27 protein-coding genes are annotated in these 26,759 nt (G+C 33.4%); 16 read left to right on the top strand and 11 right to left on the bottom strand.

What is annotated here, in order from left to right:
* Positions 1-3: 3 nt before the first annotated feature.
* On the bottom strand, positions 4-561 hold the full coding sequence (locus AC1DY0_RS09660) for a YeeE/YedE family protein (RefSeq protein ID WP_477188397.1): 558 nt from the start codon (positions 559-561) through the stop codon (positions 4-6).
* A 180-nt stretch (positions 562-741) separates the two neighbouring features.
* Between AC1DY0_RS09660 and AC1DY0_RS09655 the strand changes: the two genes are divergently transcribed.
* From AC1DY0_RS09655 to AC1DY0_RS09640, 4 genes are all read left to right on the top strand, one after another.
* A complete protein-coding gene (locus tag AC1DY0_RS09655; protein ID WP_477188396.1) occupies positions 742-1,191 on the top strand; it encodes a 2-dehydro-3-deoxyphosphooctonate aldolase in 450 nt (149 codons plus the stop codon).
* Between the two features lie 242 nt (positions 1,192-1,433).
* Positions 1,434-2,252, top strand: a complete 819-nt coding sequence (gene kdsA / locus AC1DY0_RS09650; protein ID WP_477188395.1) for a 3-deoxy-8-phosphooctulonate synthase — start codon at positions 1,434-1,436, stop codon at positions 2,250-2,252.
* Positions 2,253-2,274: 22 nt separating this feature from the next.
* Entirely contained in the window at positions 2,275-3,189 is a 915-nt protein-coding gene (locus tag AC1DY0_RS09645; protein WP_477188394.1) for a hypothetical protein, read from the top strand.
* A 99-nt stretch (positions 3,190-3,288) separates the two neighbouring features.
* Positions 3,289-4,149, top strand: a complete 861-nt coding sequence (locus AC1DY0_RS09640) for a hypothetical protein (protein ID WP_477188393.1) — start codon at positions 3,289-3,291, stop codon at positions 4,147-4,149.
* Positions 4,150-4,193: 44 nt separating this feature from the next.
* Here AC1DY0_RS09640 and AC1DY0_RS09635 read toward each other — a convergent pair whose 3' ends face one another.
* Complete coding sequence (locus tag AC1DY0_RS09635) at positions 4,194-4,544, bottom strand: DUF1801 domain-containing protein (RefSeq protein ID WP_477188392.1); 351 nt, start codon at positions 4,542-4,544, stop codon at positions 4,194-4,196.
* A gap of 74 nt (positions 4,545-4,618) precedes the next feature.
* Here AC1DY0_RS09635 and AC1DY0_RS09630 point away from each other — a divergent pair, with 74 nt between their 5' ends.
* From AC1DY0_RS09630 to AC1DY0_RS09600, 7 genes are all read left to right on the top strand, one after another.
* Entirely contained in the window at positions 4,619-5,239 is a 621-nt protein-coding gene (locus tag AC1DY0_RS09630; protein WP_477188391.1) for a hypothetical protein, read from the top strand.
* An 88-nt stretch (positions 5,240-5,327) separates the two neighbouring features.
* Positions 5,328-5,999 (top strand): YiiX family permuted papain-like enzyme, encoded by a 672-nt coding sequence (locus AC1DY0_RS09625; protein ID WP_477188390.1) that lies wholly within the window; start codon positions 5,328-5,330, stop codon positions 5,997-5,999.
* Between the two features lie 3 nt (positions 6,000-6,002).
* The gene (locus tag AC1DY0_RS09620) at positions 6,003-6,299 is read left to right on the top strand and encodes a winged helix-turn-helix domain-containing protein (RefSeq protein WP_077370277.1); all 297 of its coding nucleotides are present in this window, start codon (positions 6,003-6,005) and stop codon (positions 6,297-6,299) included.
* A gap of 54 nt (positions 6,300-6,353) precedes the next feature.
* Complete coding sequence (locus tag AC1DY0_RS09615) at positions 6,354-6,686, top strand: hypothetical protein (protein ID WP_477188389.1); 333 nt, start codon at positions 6,354-6,356, stop codon at positions 6,684-6,686.
* Between the two features lie 25 nt (positions 6,687-6,711).
* Entirely contained in the window at positions 6,712-8,082 is a 1,371-nt protein-coding gene (creD, locus tag AC1DY0_RS09610) for a cell envelope integrity protein CreD (protein WP_477188388.1), read from the top strand.
* A 1,156-nt stretch (positions 8,083-9,238) separates the two neighbouring features.
* Positions 9,239-9,421: a hypothetical protein gene (locus AC1DY0_RS09605; protein ID WP_477188387.1), complete on the top strand. Its 183-nt coding sequence runs from the start codon at positions 9,239-9,241 to the stop codon at positions 9,419-9,421.
* Positions 9,414-9,965, top strand: coding sequence for a Smr/MutS family protein (locus AC1DY0_RS09600; RefSeq protein ID WP_477188386.1), 552 nt, complete (start codon positions 9,414-9,416; stop codon positions 9,963-9,965). The genes AC1DY0_RS09605 and AC1DY0_RS09600 overlap by 8 nt, the downstream gene beginning before the upstream one ends.
* A 76-nt stretch (positions 9,966-10,041) precedes the next feature.
* Here AC1DY0_RS09600 and AC1DY0_RS09595 read toward each other — a convergent pair whose 3' ends face one another.
* On the bottom strand, positions 10,042-10,992 hold the full coding sequence (locus AC1DY0_RS09595; RefSeq protein ID WP_477188385.1) for a hypothetical protein: 951 nt from the start codon (positions 10,990-10,992) through the stop codon (positions 10,042-10,044).
* A 250-nt stretch (positions 10,993-11,242) separates the two neighbouring features.
* Here AC1DY0_RS09595 and AC1DY0_RS09590 point away from each other — a divergent pair, with 250 nt between their 5' ends.
* On the top strand, positions 11,243-12,166 hold the full coding sequence (locus AC1DY0_RS09590; RefSeq protein ID WP_477188384.1) for an EamA family transporter: 924 nt from the start codon (positions 11,243-11,245) through the stop codon (positions 12,164-12,166).
* A 1-nt stretch (position 12,167) separates the two neighbouring features.
* Positions 12,168-13,289 (top strand): cysteine desulfurase family protein, encoded by a 1,122-nt coding sequence (locus AC1DY0_RS09585; protein ID WP_477188383.1) that lies wholly within the window; start codon positions 12,168-12,170, stop codon positions 13,287-13,289.
* A gap of 1 nt (position 13,290) precedes the next feature.
* Here AC1DY0_RS09585 and AC1DY0_RS09580 read toward each other — a convergent pair whose 3' ends face one another.
* The 7 genes from AC1DY0_RS09580 to AC1DY0_RS09550 form a co-directional block, all read right to left on the bottom strand.
* Entirely contained in the window at positions 13,291-14,262 is a 972-nt protein-coding gene (locus AC1DY0_RS09580; RefSeq protein WP_477188382.1) for an MlaD family protein, read from the bottom strand.
* A gap of 8 nt (positions 14,263-14,270) precedes the next feature.
* Positions 14,271-15,038 (bottom strand): ABC transporter ATP-binding protein, encoded by a 768-nt coding sequence (locus AC1DY0_RS09575; protein ID WP_477188381.1) that lies wholly within the window; start codon positions 15,036-15,038, stop codon positions 14,271-14,273.
* On the bottom strand, positions 15,028-15,810 hold the full coding sequence (locus AC1DY0_RS09570) for an MlaE family ABC transporter permease (RefSeq protein ID WP_477188380.1): 783 nt from the start codon (positions 15,808-15,810) through the stop codon (positions 15,028-15,030). Before AC1DY0_RS09570 ends, AC1DY0_RS09575 begins: the two co-directional genes overlap by 11 nt.
* A 102-nt stretch (positions 15,811-15,912) precedes the next feature.
* Positions 15,913-16,206 (bottom strand): chaperone modulator CbpM, encoded by a 294-nt coding sequence (locus AC1DY0_RS09565; RefSeq protein ID WP_477188379.1) that lies wholly within the window; start codon positions 16,204-16,206, stop codon positions 15,913-15,915.
* Positions 16,203-17,105: a DnaJ C-terminal domain-containing protein gene (locus AC1DY0_RS09560; RefSeq protein WP_477188378.1), complete on the bottom strand. Its 903-nt coding sequence runs from the start codon at positions 17,103-17,105 to the stop codon at positions 16,203-16,205. The genes AC1DY0_RS09565 and AC1DY0_RS09560 overlap by 4 nt, the downstream gene beginning before the upstream one ends.
* 171 nt (positions 17,106-17,276) lie before the next feature.
* Positions 17,277-17,966 carry an aspartate/glutamate racemase family protein gene (locus AC1DY0_RS09555; RefSeq protein ID WP_477188377.1) on the bottom strand — a complete coding sequence of 230 codons (690 nt, stop codon included), beginning with the start codon at positions 17,964-17,966 and terminating at the stop codon, positions 17,277-17,279.
* Positions 17,967-17,984: 18 nt separating this feature from the next.
* Entirely contained in the window at positions 17,985-20,633 is a 2,649-nt protein-coding gene (locus tag AC1DY0_RS09550) for a patatin-like phospholipase family protein (protein ID WP_477188376.1), read from the bottom strand.
* A gap of 196 nt (positions 20,634-20,829) precedes the next feature.
* On the opposite strand from AC1DY0_RS09550, the gene AC1DY0_RS09545 reads away from it, so the two are divergent.
* The 3 genes from AC1DY0_RS09545 (at position 20,830) to AC1DY0_RS09535 (ending at position 25,759) form a co-directional block, all read left to right on the top strand.
* A complete protein-coding gene (locus tag AC1DY0_RS09545) occupies positions 20,830-23,541 on the top strand; it encodes a M16 family metallopeptidase (RefSeq protein WP_477188375.1) in 2,712 nt (903 codons plus the stop codon).
* Between the two features lie 357 nt (positions 23,542-23,898).
* Positions 23,899-25,290 (top strand): class II fumarate hydratase, encoded by a 1,392-nt coding sequence (gene fumC / locus AC1DY0_RS09540; protein ID WP_477188374.1) that lies wholly within the window; start codon positions 23,899-23,901, stop codon positions 25,288-25,290.
* 19 nt (positions 25,291-25,309) lie between these two features.
* Positions 25,310-25,759, top strand: coding sequence for a DUF1569 domain-containing protein (locus tag AC1DY0_RS09535; protein WP_477188373.1), 450 nt, complete (start codon positions 25,310-25,312; stop codon positions 25,757-25,759).
* Between the two features lie 91 nt (positions 25,760-25,850).
* Here AC1DY0_RS09535 and AC1DY0_RS09530 read toward each other — a convergent pair whose 3' ends face one another.
* Entirely contained in the window at positions 25,851-26,759 is a 909-nt protein-coding gene (locus tag AC1DY0_RS09530) for a fatty acid desaturase family protein (RefSeq protein ID WP_477188372.1), read from the bottom strand.

Raw genomic sequence — 26,759 nt, 5'->3', positions numbered from 1 at the left:
AGCTTAAAAAAGTAAGGGTAATATAAAATGAGCCATAATCAATCCGCCAATAAAGAATCCAATAACAGCTTTAAGCGAAGGCAATTGTAAATTACTCAATCCCGAAATTGCATGTCCAGATGTACATCCACCCGCATAACGCGTTCCAAAACCTATTAAAATACCACCACCAAGAAGTATCAAAATACTTTTGGGTGATTGCCAAATCTGTTCTCCAAATAAAGCTTGAGGCATTAACTGACCATTGGGTGCATCAATCCCCATTTGGGAGAGTTGAGCTATCGTTTTTTGATTAATCGCAACATTACTAGGGTCACTCATAAAATGCACTGCTACAAAACCTCCTAACATTGCACCCAAAACCACTACATAATTCCAACGATTCGCTTTCCAGTCAAAATTAAAATATTCTATACGCTTTCCTAATCCAGTCATAGAACATAAAGACTGAAGATTGGTTGACATACCGAAATTCTTCCCGAAATAAATCAGTGAAAGCATTACCATACCGATTAAAAAGCCCGAAACATACCAAGGCCATGTTTGAAAAATAATATTCATAGTGTTTCTTTTTGAGCAAAGATAAAGAGGTAAAAGCAATCCTAATGTGAGAAATGTTACATTTGCAAAAAATAATATTAATCACAAAGTTCTATCTTCAACCAAATGATAATTACATTTTGATTATTTTTGAAATAGCAATTAAACTTTTAAATTAGAATCCTAATTAACCCTAAGAACATGAAAAAAACAATTCTTTTTATTGCTTTACTACTTGTTATAACTTCTTGTGGAAGTATTAAATCATCAATAAAAAATGTAGACAACAACGCTCCTGTCCCTGTTGTAAAAAACAATGCCTTTATAATTACCCAATACAGCAAAGACAAAAAATACGGTTATGATAAAGACTATCCTGTCAATATTTTTTACAAAGGCACCAAAAATGACACCATCAACCAAAAATATTTCATAAATGCTTTGGCAGGACCGAAAGGAGAAAAAATAACTTATAAGAAACTGGAAAACTGCTGCCCATTTCCAACGAAAACTAGTGATATGGGTGCTGGATTTTTGAATGTCTACGAATTGACTTGGGAAGGATTGAAAAAACCAATCATCTTGTATTTGAACATCTATGAAAGAGGTCAATTGATGGTTCCGGTTGGTCTTAGCTTGAAGAAAATATAATTAAAACCACTACTGCCCTAGCCCCGATTACTTCACTTAACTTTTATTTTAATTTGAGTTCAGTGAACTACGTTTGTAGCGGTATCCTTTTTTGTCTCGTTTTTTACGAGACAAAAAAGATACAAGCGGATAGCGGGAATAGCTCCAAATAATAGCTTTAATGCTTCTAAAAATAATTAGGAAAACTAATTCGGAAATCGCAAAATCGAACTACCTTTGCACTTTCAAAAAAAACATACAATATGAACATACAACATATTCCACAAATCAAACATACTGAGAGCGGTAACTTCTTTTTATTGGCAGGTCCATGCGCCATTGAAGGTGAAGAAATGGCAATGAGAATTGCTGAAAGATTGGTAGGTATCACCGACAAATTGCAAATCCCTTACGTTTTCAAAGGATCTTTTAAGAAAGCAAATCGTTCTAGAATAGATAGTTTCTCTGGAATTGGAGACGAAAAGGCACTTAAAATATTGGAAAAAGTATCTAAAACTTTCGGAGTGCCGACTGTGACAGACATACACACTAATGAAGATGCTGCAATGGCTGCAGAATATGTAGATGTATTACAAATTCCAGCTTTCCTTGTTCGTCAAACTGATTTAGTTGTAGCAGCTGCCAATACCGGAAAAGTAGTAAACTTGAAAAAAGGACAATTCATGAGTCCAGAAAGCATGAAACATGCGGTTCAAAAAGTATTGGACTGTAATAATCAAAACGTGATGGTGACAGATCGTGGAACTATGTTTGGTTACCAAGATATGATTGTTGATTACAGAGGTATTCCTACTATGCAACAATATGCTACAACTGTTCTTGACGTTACACATTCATTGCAACAACCAAACCAAACAGCTGGAGTAACTGGAGGAAGACCGGATATGATTGAAACTGTTGCCAAAGCAGGAATTGCTGTTGGTGTAGATGGTATTTTTATTGAAACTCATTTTGACCCAGCTAATGCTAAAAGTGATGGTGCGAATATGTTGCACTTGGATTACTTTGAGCCATTGATGAACAGATTGGTTGCTATTAGAAAAACCATTAATCAATTTTAATTTAACATAGAATACCAATACATTGAAAACATTTTTTTTTTACGCCTCATTTTTAGTTCTTTTTTTATCAATTAATGCTTTTGCCCAAGGAGATATCCCCACTGCCGAAAGATTTACTGCACACAATAAAGGTAAATTCTTCATTTCATGGGGTGGTAACAGAGAGAGCTATACTGAATCTGATGTGAACTTTAGAGGAAAAGATTACAACTTTACAGTTGATAATATGGTTGCTCACGACAAACCAAAAGGTTGGCATATTGACTACATCAATCCTGCTAACATGACAATTCCTCAAACTAACTTTAGAATGGGATATTTCATTAGCGACCATTACAGTGTTGCTATTGGTTGGGATCACATGAAGTATGTAATGACTCAAGCTCAAACGGCTAATGTAACTGGTTATATTAATTTACCTGCTGATCAATCTGGATCTATTTACAACGGAGTTTATAATAATACTCCTGTAGATATGTCTCAAGGTAATGCTCAGGAAGGTGGTTATGAGAAAAATGTTGTTCAGCCAAATGGTACTGCTTTTTTAATGTACGAACATACAGATGGTTTGAACTATGTTAATACTGAGGTTTCCAGACATGACGATATTTCAAAATTATTTAAATTACCAAATACAGATAAAGTTCAGATTAACTTAACTGAAGGTTTAGGAGCCGGACTTTTATATCCAAAAACAAATGCTACTGTGTTAGGAATGCCTCGTCATGATGATTTTCACATTTCTGGATATGGTTTATCTGCAAAAGCGGGAATTAACTTTACGTTTTTCAAATATTTCTATGTACAAGGTGAGCTAAAAACAGGTTACATCAACATGCAAGATATTAGAACAACAACAAGTAGTGATGATAAAGCTTCACAAGATTTCTTCTTTTTCCAAAGAATTATTGCTTTTGGAGGAATTTTTAGATTATAAAATACTCTCACATAAAATCAAAATCTCCTTCGGGAGATTTTTAGTATAAGATAGATTTTAGTTGCTTTAATAAAAAATTATAAATCAAATTTAAAGACATTGAAAACAAAAATTTTACATACTGCTTTTTTAGTTCTTTTTTTTGCAATCAATATGTTTGCACAAAATGACGATATAAAAAAAGAACTATATACCGCCCACAATAAAGGGAAATTCTTTGGACACATGGGAGGAAATAGAACTTATTACACTACTTCTGATTTACATTTTGAAGGAGAAGGATACAATTTTACAGTAGAAAATGCACAATCACATGATTTACCTAAAGGCTGGAATATTGATTACATTACTCCAGGAAAATTAACAACATCTCAGACTAATTGGAAAGTTGGCTATTTTTTCCATGACAAGTTTAATGTTTCTATTGGAGTTGATCACATGAAATATGTGATGACTCAAAATCAAACTGCAATGATTAATGGAACTATTAATTTGCCTTCGACTGAAGTTGGTTCTCAATTTAATGGAACTTATAATAACGAGACCGTAGATTTAACTGACGGTAAATTTTTAAAATTCGAACATACAAATGGATTAAATTATGTCTTTACCGAAGCTGCTCATTATGTTGACATTTCTTCTTTATTTGGCATTAGAAACACGGATATTTTTCAACTAAATTTCACTCAAGGATTAGGAATGGGATTGTTGGTTCCGAGAACCGATGCTACCGTTTTAGGAAAAGAAAGGCATGATGAATTTCATATTTCCGGATACGGTTTTTCTGCTGATGCTGGATTAAATTTTACTTTTTTCAAACATTTTTACATGCTAACCGAGTTAAAAGGTGGTTATATTAACATGACAGATGTTCGGACTACTTATACTGATGATCATGCTCAACATCATTTTTGGTACGGAGGAACAATCGTTTCTTTTGGAGGTATCTTTAGACTTTAATTCATCCTCAAAATAGTTATAAAATCTCCTTCGGGGGATTTTTTTTATTTATATAATGCCGCAGCTTCCTTTATTACATCAACCAAAATAGCATTGTCAATATCCTCTAAATTAAAATACCGAAGCGACTTTACTGTATTCCTCTTTTCGCCAACAAGATAGTCTTGATTTCCTACCAATTGAAATCCTCTGGCAAAACCAGCATCTACAAATCCCTTTTTTTGATTGGGTGCCAAATAGCAGAAAGGCTTTTCCTTATAATAGAAATAAGGTATTCCCCATTTAAAAAGCAAATTCAATTCAGGAATTTCTCTTTCAAATACACTTATTAAATGTAAAAGAATTGATCTAAACTTTTCGGGCTGGCGATAGATATATTCATCCGTAATTTTCATCTAATAAAAATAATAAAAAAGTATTGTTTTTCTTAAATTTTATTATTTACTTTGTAATTCAAAGTACTTTATATATGGACGATAAATATTTACAAGACATCAGTGACATCAAAAACATGATGAATAAATCCTCTCAATTTATATCTTTGAGCGGTTTAGCCGGAATAATGGCTGGAGTATATGCCTTAATAGGCGCTTTTATAGCCCATGAACTAATTCAAAACAATAATAATTATGGAACGGATAATACTATTATCACTTTAGAAAGCAACACTTTCAAGCTAATTGTTTTGACTGCTCTTGCTGTATTATTTTTATCAGTAGCCACTGCCGTATTACTCACCTATAACAAAACAAAAAGAGAAGGAGAAACTGTTTGGAACAGCGCTTCAAAAAGACTGTTGACCAACTTCATGATTCCTTTAGTAACAGGCGGAATTTTTGGAATTTTATTATTGCGAAATGGAAGCTATGGACTGATTGCCCCTGTAACTTTGATATTCTACGGCTTGTCTTGTGTAAATGCAAGTAAATATACACTTCGGGATGTGCGCTATCTAGGCATTACAATTATCATAATTGGTCTATTGGCTACTGAATTCTCAGGGTATGCATTAGAATTTTGGGCATTGGGTTTTGGAATCTGCCATATTGTGTATGGTAGCATGATGTACTTTAAGTATGATAGAAATTAGATATTAAAATTGCTGTTACAAATTAAAGATTGTGGAATTTAAAAAATAAAGAATATCGAAGAATAGTATGGAACCAAAAAGATCAGATATGAAAAAAACGAAATATATTTTTGCCATAATTACCTTTTTGATGAGTTTTGGATGTGCATTATTCATTGCTAATTCCATGTTTGGGAATATCCTTTTTGGTACTCGACCTGCCTCCATTTTAGATAAAATAAAAGAAGGTGACATGATTTTTCAAACTTCCCAATCCAAACAATGTGAAGCGGTAAGAATAGCAACAAATTCCAAATTTTCCCATTGCGGTATTGTATTTATAGAGAAGGGCGAAAAATATGTTTTTGAAGCGGTACAGCCCGTAAAATACACGCCGCTAGAAACTTGGATTACACATGGAAAAGAAAATCATTTTGTGGTAACCAGGGTAAAAAATGCATCGACGCTTTTGAATTTGGAAACTGTACGAAAGATGAAAACCTATGCAAATGGGCTGAAGAACAAAGATTACGACGTCTATTTTGAATGGTCAGATAATAAAATATATTGCTCAGAATTGATTTGGAAAATATACAAAAATGGAGCTGGAATAGAACTGTGCCCACTTCAAAAATTGAAGAATTTTAATTTAAATGATACCCGAGTACAAGCAATACTAGCAGAAAGATACGGAAATAAAATACCGCTTGAGGAGAATGTAATTGCTCCATCAAACCTGGAAAAATCAAAAATAGTTACCACAATAATTGACACTTACTAAGACTTGAAAAACATTATTCAAAATATAAATAAAGCATTTGACCACCGCATACGACTTGGAATCATGTCGGTTTTGATGGTCAATGAATCGGCCGATTTTAGTACTTTGAAAGAATTATTAGGCGTTACCGATGGTAATTTGGCAAGTCATACCAAAGCCTTAGAGCTGGAGAATTACATCGCCATAGAAAAGCAATTCATAGGAAAAAAACCAAATACCAGCTACAGAGCTACCAAAGATGGTCGCAAGGCATTCCAAGATCATATTGATGCACTCGAAAAATTAATTCAGAAACGATAATCTATTTTTTTAACCACATACTTTGAAATTCAAAGTACTTTTAAAATAACAACTATGCAAACCACTCTAACCCAAGAGGAACCTTTTGAAGGCAGAACCTCTACAGAACTCGCCGTTGGCTGTTTTACTATAGGCACACTTTTTTTCATTCTTTTTTTAATGCTACAGGACACTTCGTTTGTTTTAATCATTGGATTTATCTTCATGGTTACGGCAATACTTCTCAATGCAATAATGTTCTGCCATCTCTTGCATCATTTTTACATTTTACCTCAACAGCGGAAATACATCGGACTTAAAATAATAATTCTATTAGGTAACATCCCTATTGCATTCCTGTATTTCATCATCATAACTCATTTAACATCCACTAATTCACCTTTCTAATCAAGTAACTTTTAATCACAAAAAAATGGAAACTCAAGAAAATCAAAATCCTGCCCCTATCTCCTTTTTTCAATCTATTTTTCAATCCACAACAGCCAAAATGTTGATGGTAGGATTCCTAACACTCATTTTACTTATACCGCTGGAATTTGTCAAAAGTTTGATTCAGGAACGCTCCAATCGTCAAGAAGAAGTCATCTCCGAAATCAACGACAAATGGGGCGAAAGTATATTTTTCTATGGTCCTATATTGAAAGTTCCCTACACCACTTTTGAGGAAACACTGTCCATTAATCAAAAAACCAATGAAACGGTAAAACAGCAAAAAGCAATTACCAAATACGCCTATTTCTTTCCGGAAGACTTGAAAGCCAAATCCAATGTTACCACCAAGTTGCTCAATCGAAACAACTACGAATCGGTGGTGTACAGTTCCAAAATGAATTTTGAAGGAAATTATATTCAGCCGGATTTCAGTAGCAAAAATATTCCAACAGAAAATATTCAATGGAACAAAACCACTATATTGATAAAAACAACCAACTTAAAGAGTATCAAAGACGAAGTAAAAATCAATCTTGGCGGCAATAAATGGACATTTGAACCTGTTTACAGCAACAACTTAAACGATTCTACCCAAGCTTTGGAAACTGGTTTTATAGACCTAAAAAGCATCTTAAAAACAAACAAAACCAACTTTAATTTTGATATTACCTACAATGGAAGTAAACAAATAAAAATGGTTCCAATTGGTAAAACCACGCAATTAAGCATGCAATCCAACTGGGCTTCACCAAGTTTCACAGGCAATTTCCTTCCAGATGACAAAACCAAAAAAATCAACAACAACGGTTTTGTGGCCAATTGGAAAATACTTCACATTAATAGAGCTTTTTCACAACAATTCTTTGAAGTATTACCCGATTTAGGAACCTATGCCTTTGGAGTTGACTTTGTGATTCCCGTAAACCAATACCAACAGAATGAAAGAGCAGCAAAATATGGTTTTCTAGTGATTGGACTAACTTTTTTGGTCTTCTTCCTAATCCAATCCATCAGCAAAATCAAGATTCATATTTTTCAATATACCATGATTGGATTAGCTTTGATCTTATTTTACACCCTGCTGATTTCAATCACCGAACATAGTAGCTTCATAAGAGCCTACCTCATCGCAGCAACAGCAGTTATCACATTGATATCGCTCTACTCCGTTTCAATTCTAAAAGGAAACAAATTCCCCATGTTCATAGCAGCATCACTCACCGGGTTGTACACTTTCATCTATGTCATCATTCAATTGGAAAACTATGCTTTATTAGTAGGAAGTATTGGTTTGTTCGCTATACTTGCAGCTGTAATGTACTTTTCAAGAAAAATCGATTGGAATAAATAAAGTAAAATAATTAGGAGCTATTTCCTGCTATCCGCTTGTATCTTTTTGTCTCGTAAAAAACAAGACAAAAAGGATGCCGCTTCTATCAGGGCTAGGGCAATCCGTTTTAATAAGTACTTTTTACTGTACAAGAAATTTCTATTTTGCTTATTTTCAACAAAAAAACCACAAAGTAATAGTTTCATTACTTCGTGGTTTTTTTGTTTTTTAATTATTCCTCTTCCGTGTGGCTCAGTTCAAGGAATTCAATGAATTGTACTTTGCAAAGTGACCACAGATTGAATCTATTACAGTTTCAATTTAAGCCACTTAATTTCATGATTTTTTATCTCTCAGAGTTTTGATTCATTTTGTTTGCAAAGGAGATTAGCAGTACTAAAAGTAAAATTCCTGCAACGATACCTAATTGTAAAATTAAATGCATACTAATTTTCTTTTTTTTGTTAGACTTTTGAATTTTATTAGCATTTGTGAAAGTGAAAAGAACTACAATTTATACTCGAAAATCCTCTATCCTTATCACAAATTAACCAATAGTCCAAAGTTAAAAAAAAATAGATTATATCAAAATATTGTCGATAAAATACATGTTTTACTTATAAAAAAAGGAGTTAATCTTACATAAAACTCATAATGCCTTATAAATTTATTTAATTTAATTCCCTTTTCTTACATTATAAAAAAACAAATATTAAGAAATAACATATGTTATTTTTGATCAAAAAAACCTTTTGGCTGTCTAGATGATAATATTGATTATCAAATCATTACTTTTTTATTTATCGGAAGATTTTTAAACCTAAACAACCTTGAAAATTTTTCAGAATATGACCTACAAATCCATTTGTTTTTAATTAAATCACATCTTATAATATTTATTATCAAACAAATATCCTCCAAAGCAATTTTGCGTAAGGGATTGCGGCGATATCCTTTATTTTTTTTTTCAAAAAATAAAGATAAAGCCAAAAGCCCGACCCTGTTGCAAAAAAAAAGGAGGTACGACTGAATTTTTTACAACAGGGATACGCCCAGAGTAAGATTGCGGATTTTAGATTTTTCACACTTGATTTTGATCCTTTTCTACCATAACACTATTTATTTTCGTCACAATAACTCAAAAAGTTTAGTATTTTTGAAAACTGAAAATGTAGTTATGAAAAAATTCACGATTTTACTGATGGTTTTGGCTATTGGTGTCGCTTTGTATGAGCAAACGAGTGCTGAAAAAAATGTGTATGTAATGGTTATTGCCATTGTCATTTTTATGATGGGAATGATGAAATTGAGCAGTAAGACTCCGAGTAAAAATCAAGATAAAGAAGACGATAATGTTTAATAAAGGGGATAAAGTTTCGGTGCTGGATGAAGCCGTTGATGGTGTTGTTTTGTCAGTCAAAGACAAGGTGGTCACTATTGAAACAGTAGATGGTTTTGTGATGAATTTTGAAACCAATGAACTCATCAAAATAGGAGAATCTGCTAACTTGATGGAAAACATAAAAGGTATCAACATCAATGAAATAAAAAAAGAAAAGGAGATTCCAAAACCCCGAAGCTTTGTAAAAGAGAAAAAAGACAAGCATGAATTGCCCGTACCAGAATTTGATTTACATATCGAAAAACTGGTACCCAATAAGCGTGGGATGTCAAATTATGATATTTTGACTTTACAGTCGGAAACTGCCAAACGTCATATTGAATTTGCGATTCGCAATAGGATTCCAAAGATTGTTTTCATTCATGGTGTGGGTGAAGGTATCTTGAAAGCCGAATTGGATTTTCTATTTGGACGTTATGACAATATTGTTTTCCAGGATGCCAATTATCAAAAATACGGAGCCGGTGCAACGGAAGTCTATTTTAAACAGAACAATAAATAAGTTCCTTAACTCCATAAAAAAAAACGTCAATGCTTAATAAAAGTATTGACGTTTTTTTATGTGTTTCAAGATTCCTTTATGGCTTGGTGGTTTGCAACTCGCCATAGTTATAGCTGTCCCCTAATTGAAAATTATTATTATCCTTTTCGAGCGTTACATTTTTAAGAATAATGGTATGTTTGAATGTGTTTGGCCCACTTGTAGTAGTTGTAACTTCGATGGTACCCCCTGCTTTTCCTAACCATGTTTGATTAACAGTAGGTAATAATGGATCTGTTGTTTGACAAAAATAAGATGGTGGTACAACACCGTTAAATAAACGGTAAACTAATTTGTTTTTGACAAGTCCTATTACTCCAGTTCTTGGAGAACCAGTAGGAGTAACTTCATTTGCAATCAATGTTGGATCGATGTTTAGTGTAAAAGCCTCACTTTCGGTAAAATCATAAACTTGACCACTAACAGTACAGATATTCAAAAGCTTTTGAAAACCAAATGGCAATGGGTCTACAGGTTTCAAGTAATCACCAAAAGGAAAAGTTTCATAAAACTGGGTTGTGCCATCCGGTTTTGTGAAAGTGATATTTTGAAAAATAATATTATTATTATATCCTGTTATTCTAGTACTGTTATCTGTTTCGTTCAGTTGCTTGACAGCAGTAGTCGTAATTTGAATAATACCGGAAGATGCTTCCCATTGATTTTTTATATTGGGAGTCGCTGGAGGAATTAAATCACATATATTTCCGGTAGCTACTTTACCGTCATAAAAATTATACACCACCTGATTTGTCGCATTAACATCTAATTCTATTGGGTCATTCGTAGGTGTGGGATTCTCTGTGAAAGTTTCTTCTGGAATATTTAAAATTAAAGATTCACTTTCTTTGAGTTTAAAAATAAGATTATTATCAGAACAACTGCTTGTAGTTACATCCGAAAAATCAATTGTATCCACTATTAAATCACCATCATCACAGCCCGAAAAAGCAAATACACAAATCAAAATCCCTAAAAATCGTTTCATTATTTTTTATTTTGAACAAAAATAGAATTTTTAATTTGTTTCTTAAACTTTAGTAACCAAAAACATATATTTTAACAAAAGAAGTTACTGAGATTCAAAGATTCTAAGCTCTAAAAAAAGTAATCATCTGTTATTTGGATTATTAGAAACATACAGCCATAATCGTTCAGTATCTTAGAGACTCAGCATCTTAATAAAGCTAAAAATTCACTACAGAAATCCTTATCTTTGTGCTGAATTTTACTTTTCGATGAAAAAATACAAATACTATTTCGCCGCTTTTTCAGCATTTTTTATCTGGGGCTTTTTTAGCCTAGCTCTAAAACCCATATCCAGTTATTCTTCTTTGGATATTTTATTCTACCGCGTGTTTTTCAGCGTACTTACTATGACGGTGATAAACCTTGTTTTTAGGTATAAGAATATCCGTAAAAACTGGAATGATTTCTCCGAAATGTCTTCAAAAAAGAAAAAAAACATTGTTGTTTTGACCTTGGTCGGAGCTATGATTTTGGCTTCCAATTGGTTTATTTTCATTTATGTTGTCAATCATGTGAGCGTAAAAGCAGGTTCTCTTGCTTATTTGATTTGCCCAATTTTGACAACCGTTTTTGCATTCTTTTTGCTTCACGAAAAATTGAGTAAATGGCAATGGCTAGCGGTTTGCATAAGTGTTGTAAGTTGTATTTTATTGTCCCTAAATCATTTTCAAGACATTTTTTACAGTTTGGTAGTGGCTGCAACTTATGCATTGTATTTAGTCAGTCAACGTAAGAATAGTGAGCTTGACAAGTTTCTGGTTCTTAATATACAGTTACTTTTTATTGCTTTGTTAATTTTGCCTTTTTACCCAAAATACAGTGGTGAAATCCCAACAGAACCATTGTTTTATACTTGCTTATTTTGCATTGTTGTATTTTTCACTATCGTTCCTCTTTTCTTAAATTTGTATGCTCTGAAAGGTATCAACTCTTCGACTGTGGGTATCCTAATGTACATCAACCCGATAATCAATTTCACCTTGGCCATTTTTTACTTTAAAGAGCAGGTTACTTTACTTCAAATGTTTTCTTATTCTCTAATTTTGATATCCATCATTGTTTTCAATAAGAATATAATTTTTGGCAAAAAAAATAAGTCCCACGCAATTGCTGAGGGTTCAAAATCTATATAAAATGAAAAAAGTATATCTTGATAACGCTTCCACTACTCAACTTCATCCAGAGGTGATATTGGAAATGACCAAAATATTAACCGAAGATTATGGCAATCCCTCTTCTACACATAGTTTGGGTCGCAATGCCAAAAGTATCCTTGAACTTTCCAGAAAATCAATTGCAAAGCAAATAAACACTACCGCAGCTGAAATCATTTTTACTTCCTGTGGCACCGAAGCCAATAACTGGATTATGCGTTCCGCTGTAAAAGATTTGAAGGTAACCCGTATTATTACGAGTAAAATAGAACATCATGCTGTATTGCATACTGCCATTGCACTACAAAATGAATATGCCATTCAAGTAGATTATGTAAAAGTAAAAGCCAATGGTGAAGTGGATTTAACCCATTTAGTTGAATTACTATCAGAAGAAAAAAAGACTTTGGTTTCTTTAATGCATGTCAATAATGAAACGGGGACTATTTTGGATCTTGATAGAGTAAGCCAAATCTGTAAAGAGCATCATGCCTTGTTCCATTCGGATACAGTACAATCAATTGGGAAAACTAAAATTGATTTACAGCATACCCCTATCGATTTTGTGGTGGCAAGCGCCCATAAATTTCACGGACCAAAAGGAGTTGGTTTTGCTTTTGTTCGAAAAAATGCAGGATTACAGCCTTTGTTTTTTGGTGGAGAACAAGAAAAAGGACAGCGTCCGGGAACCGAAGCCATACATCAAATTGCAGGAATGGCGAAAGCCTTGGAACTTTCCTATCAAAATCTTGAAAGTGAAAGTCAATATATCGCATCATTGAAAGACTATGCCATCGAAAGATTAAAAACAGATTTCTCAGGATTTAAAATCAATGGAGAAAAGACACTTTATAATCTGCTCAATGTTGTTTTACCTTTTGACGAAAGTAAAATTTCTATGCTTTTATTTCATTTAGATATGAAAGGAATTGCTGTTTCCAGAGGAAGCGCTTGTCAATCGGGAAGCATTAGACCTTCTCACGTACTGGCCGAAATGTTATCTGATGAGGACTTAAAAAAACCGAGCATCCGAATTTCTTTCAGTCATTTTAACACCAAAGAAGATATTGATTTATTGATGGAAGGATTAAAAACTATTTAAATTAATTGGCTTTCTGTTTCGCCTTTTCTTGTTTTTTAAAATAACCACGCAATAAAAAACTGTGTTTCATCGCTTCAAGATCCTCGTTAAGGAGGATAGTCGCTTTATTCAAATTAGTCATTGTAGAATCAATCTTTTTGACCAAATTGGGGTCATTAGACAGATAATTGATAGCACCGTTTCCATTTTTTATATTTGAAACTGTGGCATTTAAATTGGTCACCACTTTGTTTATCTCTTGGCTTGATTGATCTAGATTGGTTACAATAGTTCTTATTTTTTGTGCTGTGGCTGGATCATTTAATACTCCTATTACACTATTTTTGTCTCCCAAGGCCATAACTGTTTTATTAAGGTTTTCAACAATTTCTGTTGTTCCTTTGCTTGTCATTTTTAAATAGTTCATGGTTTGCTTCAAATCGGATGCCATAATTGTATCGTTTAACAAGGTTCCCAACGAACCTTTTCCTTGAGTGATTTCTTTGGTAATTCTCAGCAGATCGGCTGTGAGTAAAGCTGCATTTTTATTCGTAACACTAAGCGTACTCAATAGGTCATCTGTCCGGATACGATTTGCAGACCGTATTACATCACCTGGCTGAATTGCCGATTGGTTTCCTTTTCCTGGAGCAATATTAATTACCATACTTCCCACCAAACCATCTGAACCAATACTTGCCAAAGCGTTTTTTTTGATATGCGGAAACATTGATTTATCGATAATCATATCTACATTAATCGTTGTATCATTAACCATCTCAATCCCTCGAACGGTCCCAATATTGATACCTGAATACCGAACATTATTTCCCAACTGCAATCCATTTACATTGCTGAAAACAGCTGTTAAATGATCTGTACTCCCAAACATTTTTTGTTTGTTACCAATAAAATAAACGACAAGAATAAAAAGTATCAGCCCTGAAATGACAAAAAGTCCCAATTTGATTTTCTCTGAAGCAGTTTTTTCCATTTTTATACTTATTTAAAGAACGCTTGTACTTTGGGATCTTTGGAGCTTAATAAAGTCTCGAAAGTTCCTTCGGCATAATTTATTCCTTCAATTAATAAAATCATACGGTTTGAAATCATTCTGGCACAATCAACATCGTGCGTTATTATTATGGATGAAGTATTGTATTTTTTTTGAACAGATACCATCAGCATTAAAATTTCTTTAGAAGTAATAGGATCCAATCCCGTTGTGGGCTCATCGTACAGAATAATTTTTGGTTTTAAAATTAAAGTTCTCGCCAAGGCAATTCTACGCTTCATACCGCCCGAAAGCTCATTAGGCATCAAATCAATCGTATTTGCCAAACCAACACTTTCCAAAGCTTCCATAACCAACGGAGTGGTATCTTGAATAATTCCAAATTTTTTGGTGTGTCGTCTCAAAGGAAATTCAAGATTCTCGCGAACCGACATTGAATCGTACAAAGCACTTCCTTGAAAAAGAAAACCAACTTCAGTTCTGAGTTCATCCAGCGCTTCTCGAGAAAGTAGTTTAATGTCTTTTTCCATCACCTCTATACTGCCTTCATCAGGTTCTTCCAATCCAATAAGGCATTTGATCATCACAGACTTACCTGAACCAGATTTTCCCATGACCACCAGATTTTCTCCTGGAAATAATTCTAAATTAAATCCATCCAAAACAATGTTGTCTCCAAAACTCTTTTTCAAATCTTTGATGACTACAATTGCTTTTTTATTTTTTTCATTCGACTCCATAGCATTAGACATCATAAAAAACATTAGAAACAAAAACAGCTATAAAATCGATAATAAAAAGTAGCATAGAGGAAAAAACTACCGCCGAATTTGCCGCCAGTCCTACTCCTGCCGTTCCTTTTTTACAATAATACCCTTTAAAACAGCCTACCAGTCCGATGGCAAAGCCGAAGAAAAAAGACTTAATTGTAGAAGGTATAACATCAAAAAATTCAAGATGATTAAAAACCTGAGTGAAATACAATAATAGCGAAACATCCCCTTTTAAATTTTCGACTAAAAAAGATCCTAAAAGCGCTACTCCATCTCCAATAAAAACCAATATCGGTAACATCAAAGTAGTAGCCAATATTCGAGTAACCACTAAATATTTGAAAGGATTTGTTCCTGAAACTTCCATAGCGTCAATCTGCTCAGTCACTCTCATAGAACCTAATTCAGCACCAATCCCAGAACCAATGCGTCCTGCACAAATCAAAGCAGTTATGATAGGGCCTATTTCTCTAATAATGGAAACACTTACCATGGCAGGAATCCAAGAAACAGCCCCAAATTGTTGTAAAGTAGGTCTGGATTGCAGCGTAAATACCAGCCCGATAATAAATCCGGTAACCCCAACAAGAAGTAGGGAACGATTGCCCATATTGTAACATTGTCTAAGAAATTCTTTGAATTCTAATGGCCGTTTAAATACTTCTTTGAAAAACCGACCCGCAAAATCAGACAGTTCGCCAATTTCTGTAAGAAAATCTTTGAATACCTCTAAAATTCTAAAAAGATTATTCATTTGATTTATGAATTAATTTTTAATAAGAGTCGTACTCAAATATACGAATATTCTATTGATTTTCTTTGGATTACAATTTACAAAATGAATCGTGTTTGGAGATTAATTCTCATATAGACGTAATCTATTTTGGATAGTTGTCAAATCTTTTTGCAAAAATTCTATTTTTTGTAAAAGATTAAAAACAACATCGATTCCTTCTGGATTCACTTCCAATTCTTGATGTAATCGAATCATTCGTTCCAAATTATGCATCTGATTTTCGTGAATATAAGGAGATTGTTCCTTGATTTCAATTTCAATCAAGCCTAAATCACGGAGAGTGGTAAAAAAAGAAAGTTCAACTTGAAAATGAGAACTAAGGGTTTGCAAAAGTATCCAGCTATCGGTTTTCATATTGTTCTGAGTTTAGCGAGTTCTCCAAATAATTCTTTTTCTCTATCGGTAAGGTTTGTGGGTAAAATAATTTGGTAAGAAATATATAAATCACCAAACTCTCCTTCTTTTTTATATACAGGAAAGCCTTTGCCTTTTAGTTTTACTTTGGTGCCATTTTGAGTTCCTGGTTTAACGGTTAATTTTACTTTTCCATCAAATGTATCGGCTGTAATTTCACCTCCAAGAAGAGCTGTATACAAATCCAATTCCACCGTAGCATACAAATTATGCTTATCCAATTTAAAATTGGTGTGATTTTCGATGTTGAAAGTAAGATACAAATCGCCTTTCGGACCTCCATTGGTTCCTTCTCCTCCTTGCCCGCTTATTTTTATAACCTGACCATTTTCAACTCCTGCAGGAATGGTTAACCGTATGTTTTTTCCATTAATTGTAAGGGTACGTTTGTGTGTGGTATAAACATCTTTTAAGTCCAAATGTAATTCGGCATTAAAATCCTGTCCTTTAAACGCTGCAGTTCTATGACTTCCTCTTTGTCCAGCTCCTCCAAACATAGATTCAAAAAAATCCGAATAGTCACCACCGCCGGAAAATCCACCAAAACCACCTTGTCGACCACCGTCGTTTTGATAGTGTTGTTGCTGTTGTCTGGCTTTTTCATATTCCTCGCCTTGTTCCCAATGTTCACCGTACTGATCGTATTTTTTTCGATTCTCTGGATTGCTTAAAACCTCATTGGCTTCATTGAGTTCTTTGAATTTTCTCTCGGCTTCTTTATCGTTAGGATTTAAATCAGGATGATATTTACGTGCCAATTTTCGGTACGCTTTTTTAATATCGGCCTCCGTTGCGCTTTTATCAATCTCCAATACTTTGTAATAATCTATAAATGCCATTTTATGATAATTTTAGATGTAATCTTATTTTAAAAAAAAATGAATATTTTACTCTCAAATTTAAGCATTTTATAGAACTAAAACTATGATAACCAACTTTAAACAGTAAATTATACAAATAAAAAAAAAGCCCTAAATTAAGGCTTTTAAAATAGTATTTTAATATGCAAGTTAACTCAAGGCAAATGCAACTGCAGCATTAGAATGAATTAAAGCAGTGTCAAAAACAGGAACCGTTACCATTTCTTGCTTTATCAATAATGGAATTTCTGTACAGCCCAGAATAATTCCTTCTGCTCCATTATTTATTAATTTTTCAATAATCGCAAGATAACGCGATTGAGTACTTTCCAGAATTAATCCTTTTCCCAATTCATTAAAAATAGTATCATGAATAAAATCTCTGTCATCGGCTTCCGGAATTATCGCTTCAATATCAAGAGCAGATAATTTGTCTTTAAAAAAATCCAATTCCATCGTAAACTTTGTCCCAAGAAGACCTACTTTTTTGATGTCCTTTTTTTGAACTACTTTGGCGGTTTCGGCGGCAATGTGTATTAAAGGTAAATCAACGCTTTCTTGAATTCTATCGGCTATAAGATGCATTGTATTGGCACAAAGAACTATCGCTTCTGCTCCACAATTCTTCAAATTTTGACAGGCTTTTGACAGCATATTGAATGTCGCTTCCCAGTCATTGTTTTCATTATTTCTTTTGATATCATTATAGTTGAAAGAATAAATCATGCACTCCGCAAAATTAACTCCGCCTAACTCTTTATTTATTCCCTCATTAATAAACTTATAATAATCAGCCGTTGACACCCAACTGATACCACCTATGAGTCCTAATTTTTTCATTTGTTTTATTCTTTGTTCTTATTTTACTCTACCTAATTTATTGTACCATGGATTAAAAATACGGATATAAACTTGAGAAAATATCCAACCTACGGTTATCAGCAAAAATAGTGCTACTTTTTTCTTAACTACACTTTCAATATTAATTATTTTGGCCAAAAACTTGGACAAGAAACCAACTAAAAAAACAATCAATGTTAATCCAATAAAATTATAAGAAATATCGATTTGATATAATGGACTGACATTGTTCCAGTTAAAAATTAAAAAAACAAGCAATACAATTAACAATGAGCCACCAATACTCAATACTGCATAACTAAGGACTTTTGACATCCTAACAATCTTAAATGGAACGTAACCACTTACTTTCAGTTGGTCTACCAGTTGTTTTTCTTTAGCGGGAAGTGTACAACTTTCGGCTACTTTCAAAAAATTCCAATTTTCTCTTTTCAGATTTACAGAATTACCTTCATGCATCATTTGCTGATAACCACTATACATTAAAGCATAAGCTTCAAGATCATTGAAAGAATCCAAATCGGTTCGCACTTCACTCAACCCTTTTTGAATTTTCTTCATCAAACCATATTTTAAAAGTGCGTTTTCGTCTTCAACTTCTTTATCGTAAAGAATACTCCTATTCACATCAGTGCAATTAATCCAGCTCACCGGAAGTTGTGCCAATCCATTTTTTAGATGAACAATTGATAATTTATTGACTATTGAAGTATATTTACGTGATTTTAAATCCAACAATTGAATCTCTCGTAAACGTTCCTGAAGAATAGTGTCCACTCTAAAAAACAACGACATTGCATTTTCTGTATTCACAGCATTATTGGGCATTTGGGCACTGGCATCGCTTACAATAATCTCATTACATTCCTGTTCCAATATTGATGCGATACCTTGATTGTCATGCACGCCACCATCTATTAACTCTAAATTAAAATTTTTATATAATCCTTTCAACACTAATGGTTGAAACAAAATGGGTACGCAGGAAGACGCCGCTACAGCATAACCCAATCTAAAATTTTGATACTGCTCGGGTGCATTTTCATAATACATCCTTCTCAAACGAGGTTTTACATCAAAATCATCCGAAATATAAGTTGGCGGTTCTCCCATCCATGAAGCCGTAAATTGCCAGTTATGTCCCGTATTTACAGCAGTGGAATTTAGAATTAATTGTGGTACTTTATTGGTTCTTTTCCAATTATCATTGTTCAATTTGAATTTTGTATTGCCAAAAGGAATGATGAATAAATCATTCATATAAATGGGTTTGTTGTCTTTTGAACCTGTTTTTTTGGTCAAGAGCGGTTTATAAAAATACTCTTCATACAACTCCCCTAACCGATTGGAACGCGAATACGATTCACCTTTCCACATCTTTACGTTTTTGGAAAAATTGGTCAATAAACGCATTCGTATATTCTTTTGGACAGCGTCCAAAAATTCGTTTTCTATTTCCTTTACAATTAGGATATAATCCTCTTGGACTATGTCTTCATCGACTTTACTTTCAAATAATTCTTTGATTTTCAAATAATAAAAAGCACCAATAATTGAACCTCCAGAAACACAGGAAATCACCTCTATCTCTTTTAATTTGTCTTTTTCGGCCAAAGCTGCCAAAACTCCAATATGAAATAATGCAGCTCTAAAACCACCTCCAGAAAGCCCTATTCCTAACTTATTTTGTTGCTTTGGTTTTACATTGTTAACTACTTCTTTTCCATCTAACTGAAGGTTCAAAGCAATTAGACACTGATTTTGTTCCTGTTCTTCAATTTGATTTTTCTGAAAAGGGTCTTTATTTGTTGATTTTTGATCTCTCTCTATTTTTTGGTAAAAGGCCAAATTATAAATTTGTTTACTGAACGATTTAATTTGCCAATTCTCTGTTTTACCTTCAACATGCAACAAGATAAAATGAAGCGCTTTTTTATACATTCGCAAGCCAAAAAATGCTTCTGCCAAAGCCACATATAATTTTTCTTTAGCGTCAATTTCGTCCTTAAAAATAATTTCCTCGGAATCGATCAAATAAGCATCAACGATTTCTCTCCTCGTTTCTTGAGCCGTTTGAAACCTTTCGATGGTTTCATTGGTAATTTCACAAGTTTCTGAGAGTCGTTCCAAATTTTCAATGACTATAAGTTCATTGATATCGGCATAATTTACGGCCGTATTTATACATTCGGTCTCGGTCTGAATGGATTTATGCATTTTATTTTTCCAAATCAAGTACCCTTTTTTATAATAGGCACGTGACTGCAACAAATTGTGAAACTGATGGTCAAATTTCCATTTATTTTTATAGATTTCACCAGCAATGCCTAATGTCCTTGAATTTCTTGTATGTTCTAAATCACAAAAAGATTTGAGTACATTAATGGCTTTATCAAATTTAAAATAGGAAGACAGCGTACTGTCTTTATAAATGTTTTCGGCTAAATCTTGGTATTTTGAGAGTTTAATTTCGGCCCCATGGTCTTCATTATCGTCAATCTTTTTCAACAAAATCTCGGTAGCATAACCGTATTGCTCATACTGAATTAGATTTTTATATAAATTATCAAAAGGAATCTCATTGGATATATCTTCTCCTCTCAAATAATTTTTGGCCCATGCAATCGCCAATTTTTTATCTTCCATAATCAAAATTAAAAATTGATTCCCAAATAATTACAGCACTTCTTGCACTTTTAATGAGAAACAATTTATAAAATTAAAAAAATAACACCTAAATACTATAAATAGTATAAAAGCTTTCTTAAAATTATCAAAACAAATGATTATTCTTTCATAAAAAAATATATTTTTACAATATAAACTTACAACAAACATAAAAATGAAAAAAATTATTCTTGCTATGTTATTTGTCACCTGTTGGGTTACAAATTCCTTTTCCCAAGAAGCTACTTTTGTCACTTCGGTAGAAGGCATAAAAGAATATAGCTTGCCTAATGGATTGAAAATTTTACTAATACCAGATGCTGCACAATCAAACGTGATTGTAAATATTGTTTATGGTGTTGGTTCTCGTCATGAAGGATATGGAGAATCTGGTATGGCACATTTACTGGAACATATGTTATTTAAACGCTCTTCAAAATTTACTGATATCAAAAAAACGATTGCAGATAAAGGTGCCCAAGCCAATGGTACAACCTATTATGATCGTACCAACTATTATGAAATTTTGCCTGCTTCTGATGAAAATCTAAAATGGGCGTTAGACATGGAATCAGATAGAATGATAACTTCGGCTATCCTCCAATCCGATTTGGACACTGAATTCAGTGTAGTTCGTAATGAGTTTGAAATAGGTGAAAATGACCCTTCAGGAGTATTAAACGAACGAATTCTTTCTACTGCTTATTTGTGGCATAACTATGGAAAATCAACAATTGGAAGCAAAGAAGATATCGAACGTGTTCCTGCCAGTCGCCTTAAAGTATTTTATCAAAAATATTACCAACCAAATAATGCTACCCTAATTATAGGTGGGAAATTTGACGAAAAGAAAACTCTTTCCTGGATTAAAGAATACTTTGCTCCAATTCCAAAATCAAAAAACGAAATTGAAAAAACATATACTGTAGAACCAGCTCAAGATGGGGAACGATTTGTTGAATTAAAAAGAAATGGAGATCTACAATACGTTGCTATGGCATATCATACTCCTAGTTATTCTGACAAAGAGTATGCTGCCAATAATGCGTTAATTTCAATATTAACCAATAATCCTTCTGGTATTTTGTATAAAACATTGGTGGAAACTAAATTATCAACTAATGTATATGGCTATACCTTGACATTAAAAGACCCAGCATTCAGCTATTTTGCCTGTGAAATTGCAAAAGATAAAGACATCAACACCGTTCAAAAAGCCTTTTTGGAAACCATGAATAATGTTCCTAAAATGACTTTTACGGAGGAGGATCTTAAACGTGCCAAAAATGAATTGCTAAAACAATTTGAAAATACTTACAACAAAACACTTAACTTATCAGTTGCCATGACAGAATTCATCGGAGCTGGTGATTGGCGTTTGTTTTTTATAGACAGAGACAATATAGAAGCTTTAACAGTAGCCGACATTCAAAACGCAGCAAAAAAATATTATTTGCAAAGCAACAGAACCTGGGGACGTTTTATCCCGGAAGCAACTAGCGAAAGAACCAAAGTAAGCGACACTAAAGATATTGCGGCTCTTGTAAATGGATACAAGGGAAAAGCAATGGAGGCCAATACCAATACCTTTGAAGCTTCTGTTCCCAATATTATAAAATCTACTGAAGAAGGAAAATTAGCATCAGGAGGGAAATATGCCTTATTGGAAAAACCTGCCAAAGGAAATAAAATTGAAGCCCGAATATTATTGAGAATGGGAGATGAAAAATCATTGAGCCAAAAATCAATGATTGCCAGTTTAACAGCAAGCATGCTGAAATTGGGAACTAAAACCAGAAGTAAAAAAGACATCAACGATCAACTTGACCAATACAAAATAAACTTAAGCGTAGCAGGATCTGTCGATGGTTTATATGTTAGAATCAGTACAGACAAAGCCAATTTAAGCAATGCCTTAAACATGGTACAGGACATTTTAAAAAATCCTTCTTTTGATGTTACTGAATTTGAAAAATTGAAACTGGAAACCAAAAGCGGATTAGAATCCAATAGAAATGAACCTCAAGCAGTTGCTAGTCAAGAATTGACAAAACTAACTGCTTTATATCCAAAAATACATCCTTATTACTCGGAATCAATTGATGAAAGCTTGGCTAGCTTAGACAAGATTACCATTGAGGATCTTAAGAGCTTTTATGCTACCTTCTATGGTGGATCCAACAGTATATCGTCATTTGTAGGAGGAATTGATAAAGATCTTATTAAAAAATTCTTAAGCGGTACTTTTGACAATTGGAACCCAAAAATTGCATACAAAAGAATTCCAACACAATATTTTGATGTAAAATCAAATAATAAAACCATTCAAATAAATGACAAAACGAATGCTACCTTATTTGGAAAAATAAATTTGAATATTGGTGAAAAAAATCCAGACTATCCAGCTTTAGAAATGGCAAATGAATTATTGGGTGGAGGTGCTTTCTTATCTTCCAGAATTCCACAACGTTTGCGTGAAACTGAAGGTTTGAGTTATGGTGCCGGTTCTTATTTACAGGCAAATGTTATTGATCCTACATCCGAATGGGGAGTTTATGCCTTTTATAATCCAACAATGAAGGATAAATTGACAACAGCCCTTAATGAAGAAATCCAAAAAGCAATCAGTAAAGGTTTCACCAAAGAAGAATTTGACAGCTCTTTAAAATCCTGGTTACAAAACAGACAAACGATGCTTGGAACTGATGAGTTCTTGGTTCGTGAACTAAGAGAAAATATGGATTCAGGTCAAACTTTCAAAGACTACGAAGATTTTGAAACTAAAGTTAAAAACTTAGATGTTCAAAAAATAAATACTGCTTTAGTTAAATATTTTGATCCAAAAAAACTAGTGATTGTTCAAGCTGGAGATTTTGTGAAAAAATAATTTTAGAAAGTTCCTAAGATAAATATTGAACCCAAGTTATCACAAAAAGGTATTGAGTAATCAATACCTTTTTTTATGGACAGAACTGATCTTATAAACCTAAGTTCTATTATTAATTTTGGAGCAGAAACATTTTTCTTTTCGGTTATTATTGTCCCGCTATCCGTTACAATCTCCCGAAAAAAATCGGGAGGATTTTCACTTCTATCGGGGCTAAGGGGAAGCATTTTGCCTTTTTACCATCATCAAAAAAGGGAAAATAGTAATAATCCAACTCTGGTTATAAATAAAAAAGAAGTAACTTTAGTATACAAAAAAGCATAAATAATTATTTTTCAAATACTTAAAACACAAAAAATGAGCTTTAGAATCGAAAAAGATACAATGGGAGAAGTCGAAGTTCCCTCAGACAGATACTGGGGCGCACAAACCGAACGTTCCCGAAACAACTTCAAGATTGGACCTACAGCATCAATGCCAAAATCTATTATTGAAGGTTTTGCCTATCTAAAAAAAGCGGCTGCCTATACCAATTGTGAATTGGGTGTTTTACATGTAGAGAAGCGGGATTACATTGCTTTGGTATGTGATGAAATTCTCGCTGGACGACTTTCCGAGGAATTTCCGCTTGTGATTTGGCAAACGGGTTCTGGCACACAAAGCAATATGAATGTCAATGAAGTGATTGCCAATCGTGCACAGGTTCTAAAAAGACTGAGTATTACCGAAGATGAGCCTTTTATCAAAGCCAATGACGATGTCAATAAATCACAATCGTCCAATGATACTTTTCCAACCGCAATGCATATTGCTGCCTATAAAACGGTAGTAGAAAATACTATTCCGAATATCGAAAAGTTAAGAGATACGCTTGAAAAAAAGGCTACTAAATTTCAATCGGTGATCAAAATTGGCCGTACCCATTTGATGGATGCTACTCCCCTAACTTTGGGACAGGAAATTTCGGGTTATGTGGCGCAATTGGATAATGGTTTAAAAGCAGTTAAGAACACTTTGGAACACTTATCTCAAATCGCTTTGGGAGGAACTGCAGTAGGTACAGGATTGAATACTCCAAAAGGATATGATATAAAAGTTGCCGAATATATTTCAAAATTTACAGGGCATCCTTTTATCACTGCACCTAATAAATTTGAAGCACTGGCAGCACACGATGCGATTGTTGAAACCCACGGCGCACTCAAACAATTGGCTGTTTCTTTGAATAAAATAGCCAATGATATCCGAATGTTGGCTTCGGGCCCACGTTCCGGAATTGGTGAGATTCTAATTCCCGAAAATGAACCTGGATCTTCTATTATGCCTGGAAAAGTAAACCCAACGCAATGTGAAGCTTTGACCATGGTTTGTGCCCAAGTGATAGGAAATGACATGGCAATTACTGTTGGAGGAATGCAAGGCCAATATGAATTGAATGTTTTCAAACCAATGATGGCGGCTAACTTTTTGCAATCTGCAGAATTGCTTGGAGATGCTTGTCATTCATTCGACATACATTGCGCTCAAGGAATTGAACCCAACTACAAACGTATTCAGGAATTAGTCAACAATTCATTGATGCTGGTTACGGCTCTGAATACCAAAATTGGTTATTATAAATCGGCTGAAATTGCCCAGACAGCTCACAAAAACGGCACGACTCTCAAAGAAGAAGCTGTGAGATTAGGCTATGTAACTCCTGAAGAATTTGATGATTGGGTAAAACCGGAGGATATGATTGGGAATTGAAGTAATTTAAACATATAACATGAAAACCTTATTTGATCCAGCAATCAATACCGAAATTCTTGAACGAATTGAAAAACTCAATTCTTCATCAAGGCCAAAATGGGGCAAAATGAATGTTGCTCAAATGCTTGCCCATCTTAATTTGTCCTTACGTGTGAATTTTGATGAAATTGAATTAAAAAAAGGGCTGCTTGGACTATTTTTTAGTGGAATAACACGTAGAATGCTTTTGGGCGAAAAACAGTATCCTAAGTATTTACCTGCCCATAAAAAAGTATTAGCCAAAGAAGTTTCCGATTTTTTAACTGAAAAAATAAATGTAAAAAATTCAATAGAAAAATATGTATCAAAAGGGCCAAATGGAATTTCAAAAAAACCACATTATATTTTAGGAAAGATTACTCATGAGGAATCAGCTTTGTTAACCTATAAACATATTGATCATCATTTAAGACAATTTGGTGTTTAGAGCACAGATCAATATAATTACAAAATAAAAAAGAATTACACCAAACGGGTTATTTTAAATGAATGTGCAATCTTATCTTCTTTAAAATGATTTAGGAATGATGTGTTTTTGGTGATGGCTCGTTAGTTAAACGAGGGCCTTTCCATAAACGCAAATAGTTTCTTAAAAATGTTATTTTACCATCACCATTTTTTATATAATGAGGTAAATGAAGCCAAGGAACTTTCGGATTTTGGTGATGGGCTAAATGTAGGTTAAAATTCAAATATATTAAATTTAACCAAACTGGTACAGCTAAATTATGAGCACCATTAATAATATCACGTGGGCTGAAAGCATGATTAACATAATTCTGTGAGGACCATATAAAACCATGAATTAAATAAAATATAATCCATGTGGTAAAATCCCAATGTATAAACCATAGACACAAAACTTGAAAAATGATTATACAGATCGATTCTATCTGTGAGACATTCAGTTTTAACACATCATCACTCCCCTCTAAAAACCCTTTTATTTCGGTATGCTTTTTAAAAAGAGAGGAATTTACCAACTGTGGAGCAATAGCAAATAAAACAACTGATAACATCACTGCCAAATAACCAAAACCTATCATCATTAAATATAGATTTCCAAAACGCAACCATTTTTTCTGATGCTCATAATATAAGTCCCACATTTCCTCGTCTGTACGGTTTTTTTTATGATGTTTGAGATGACAATGTCGAAAAAAACTGTATGAAATAATAAACATGCTACAAAGCCAACGTCCTAATAACAGATTATAAACTGGATTCGGATGAAGTGTATTATGAGCAGATTCATGCATTAGAGAATATACCGGTATCATAACAATTCCAAAAAAAAATCCCAATAGAAATTTATAACCCAAAATATTAGTTTGTGAACCGATGTATAGTAGACCCAAATATAAAACAGAGCAAATAACAATAATTGCCATATTTTTTTTAACTGGAATACTAAATAACTCTTTCAT

This window comes from Flavobacterium sp. P1_E4, from assembly GCF_056405915.1.
The sequence above is the reverse complement of the archived record's forward strand: the minus strand, read 5'-3'. Positions and strand labels throughout refer to the sequence as shown.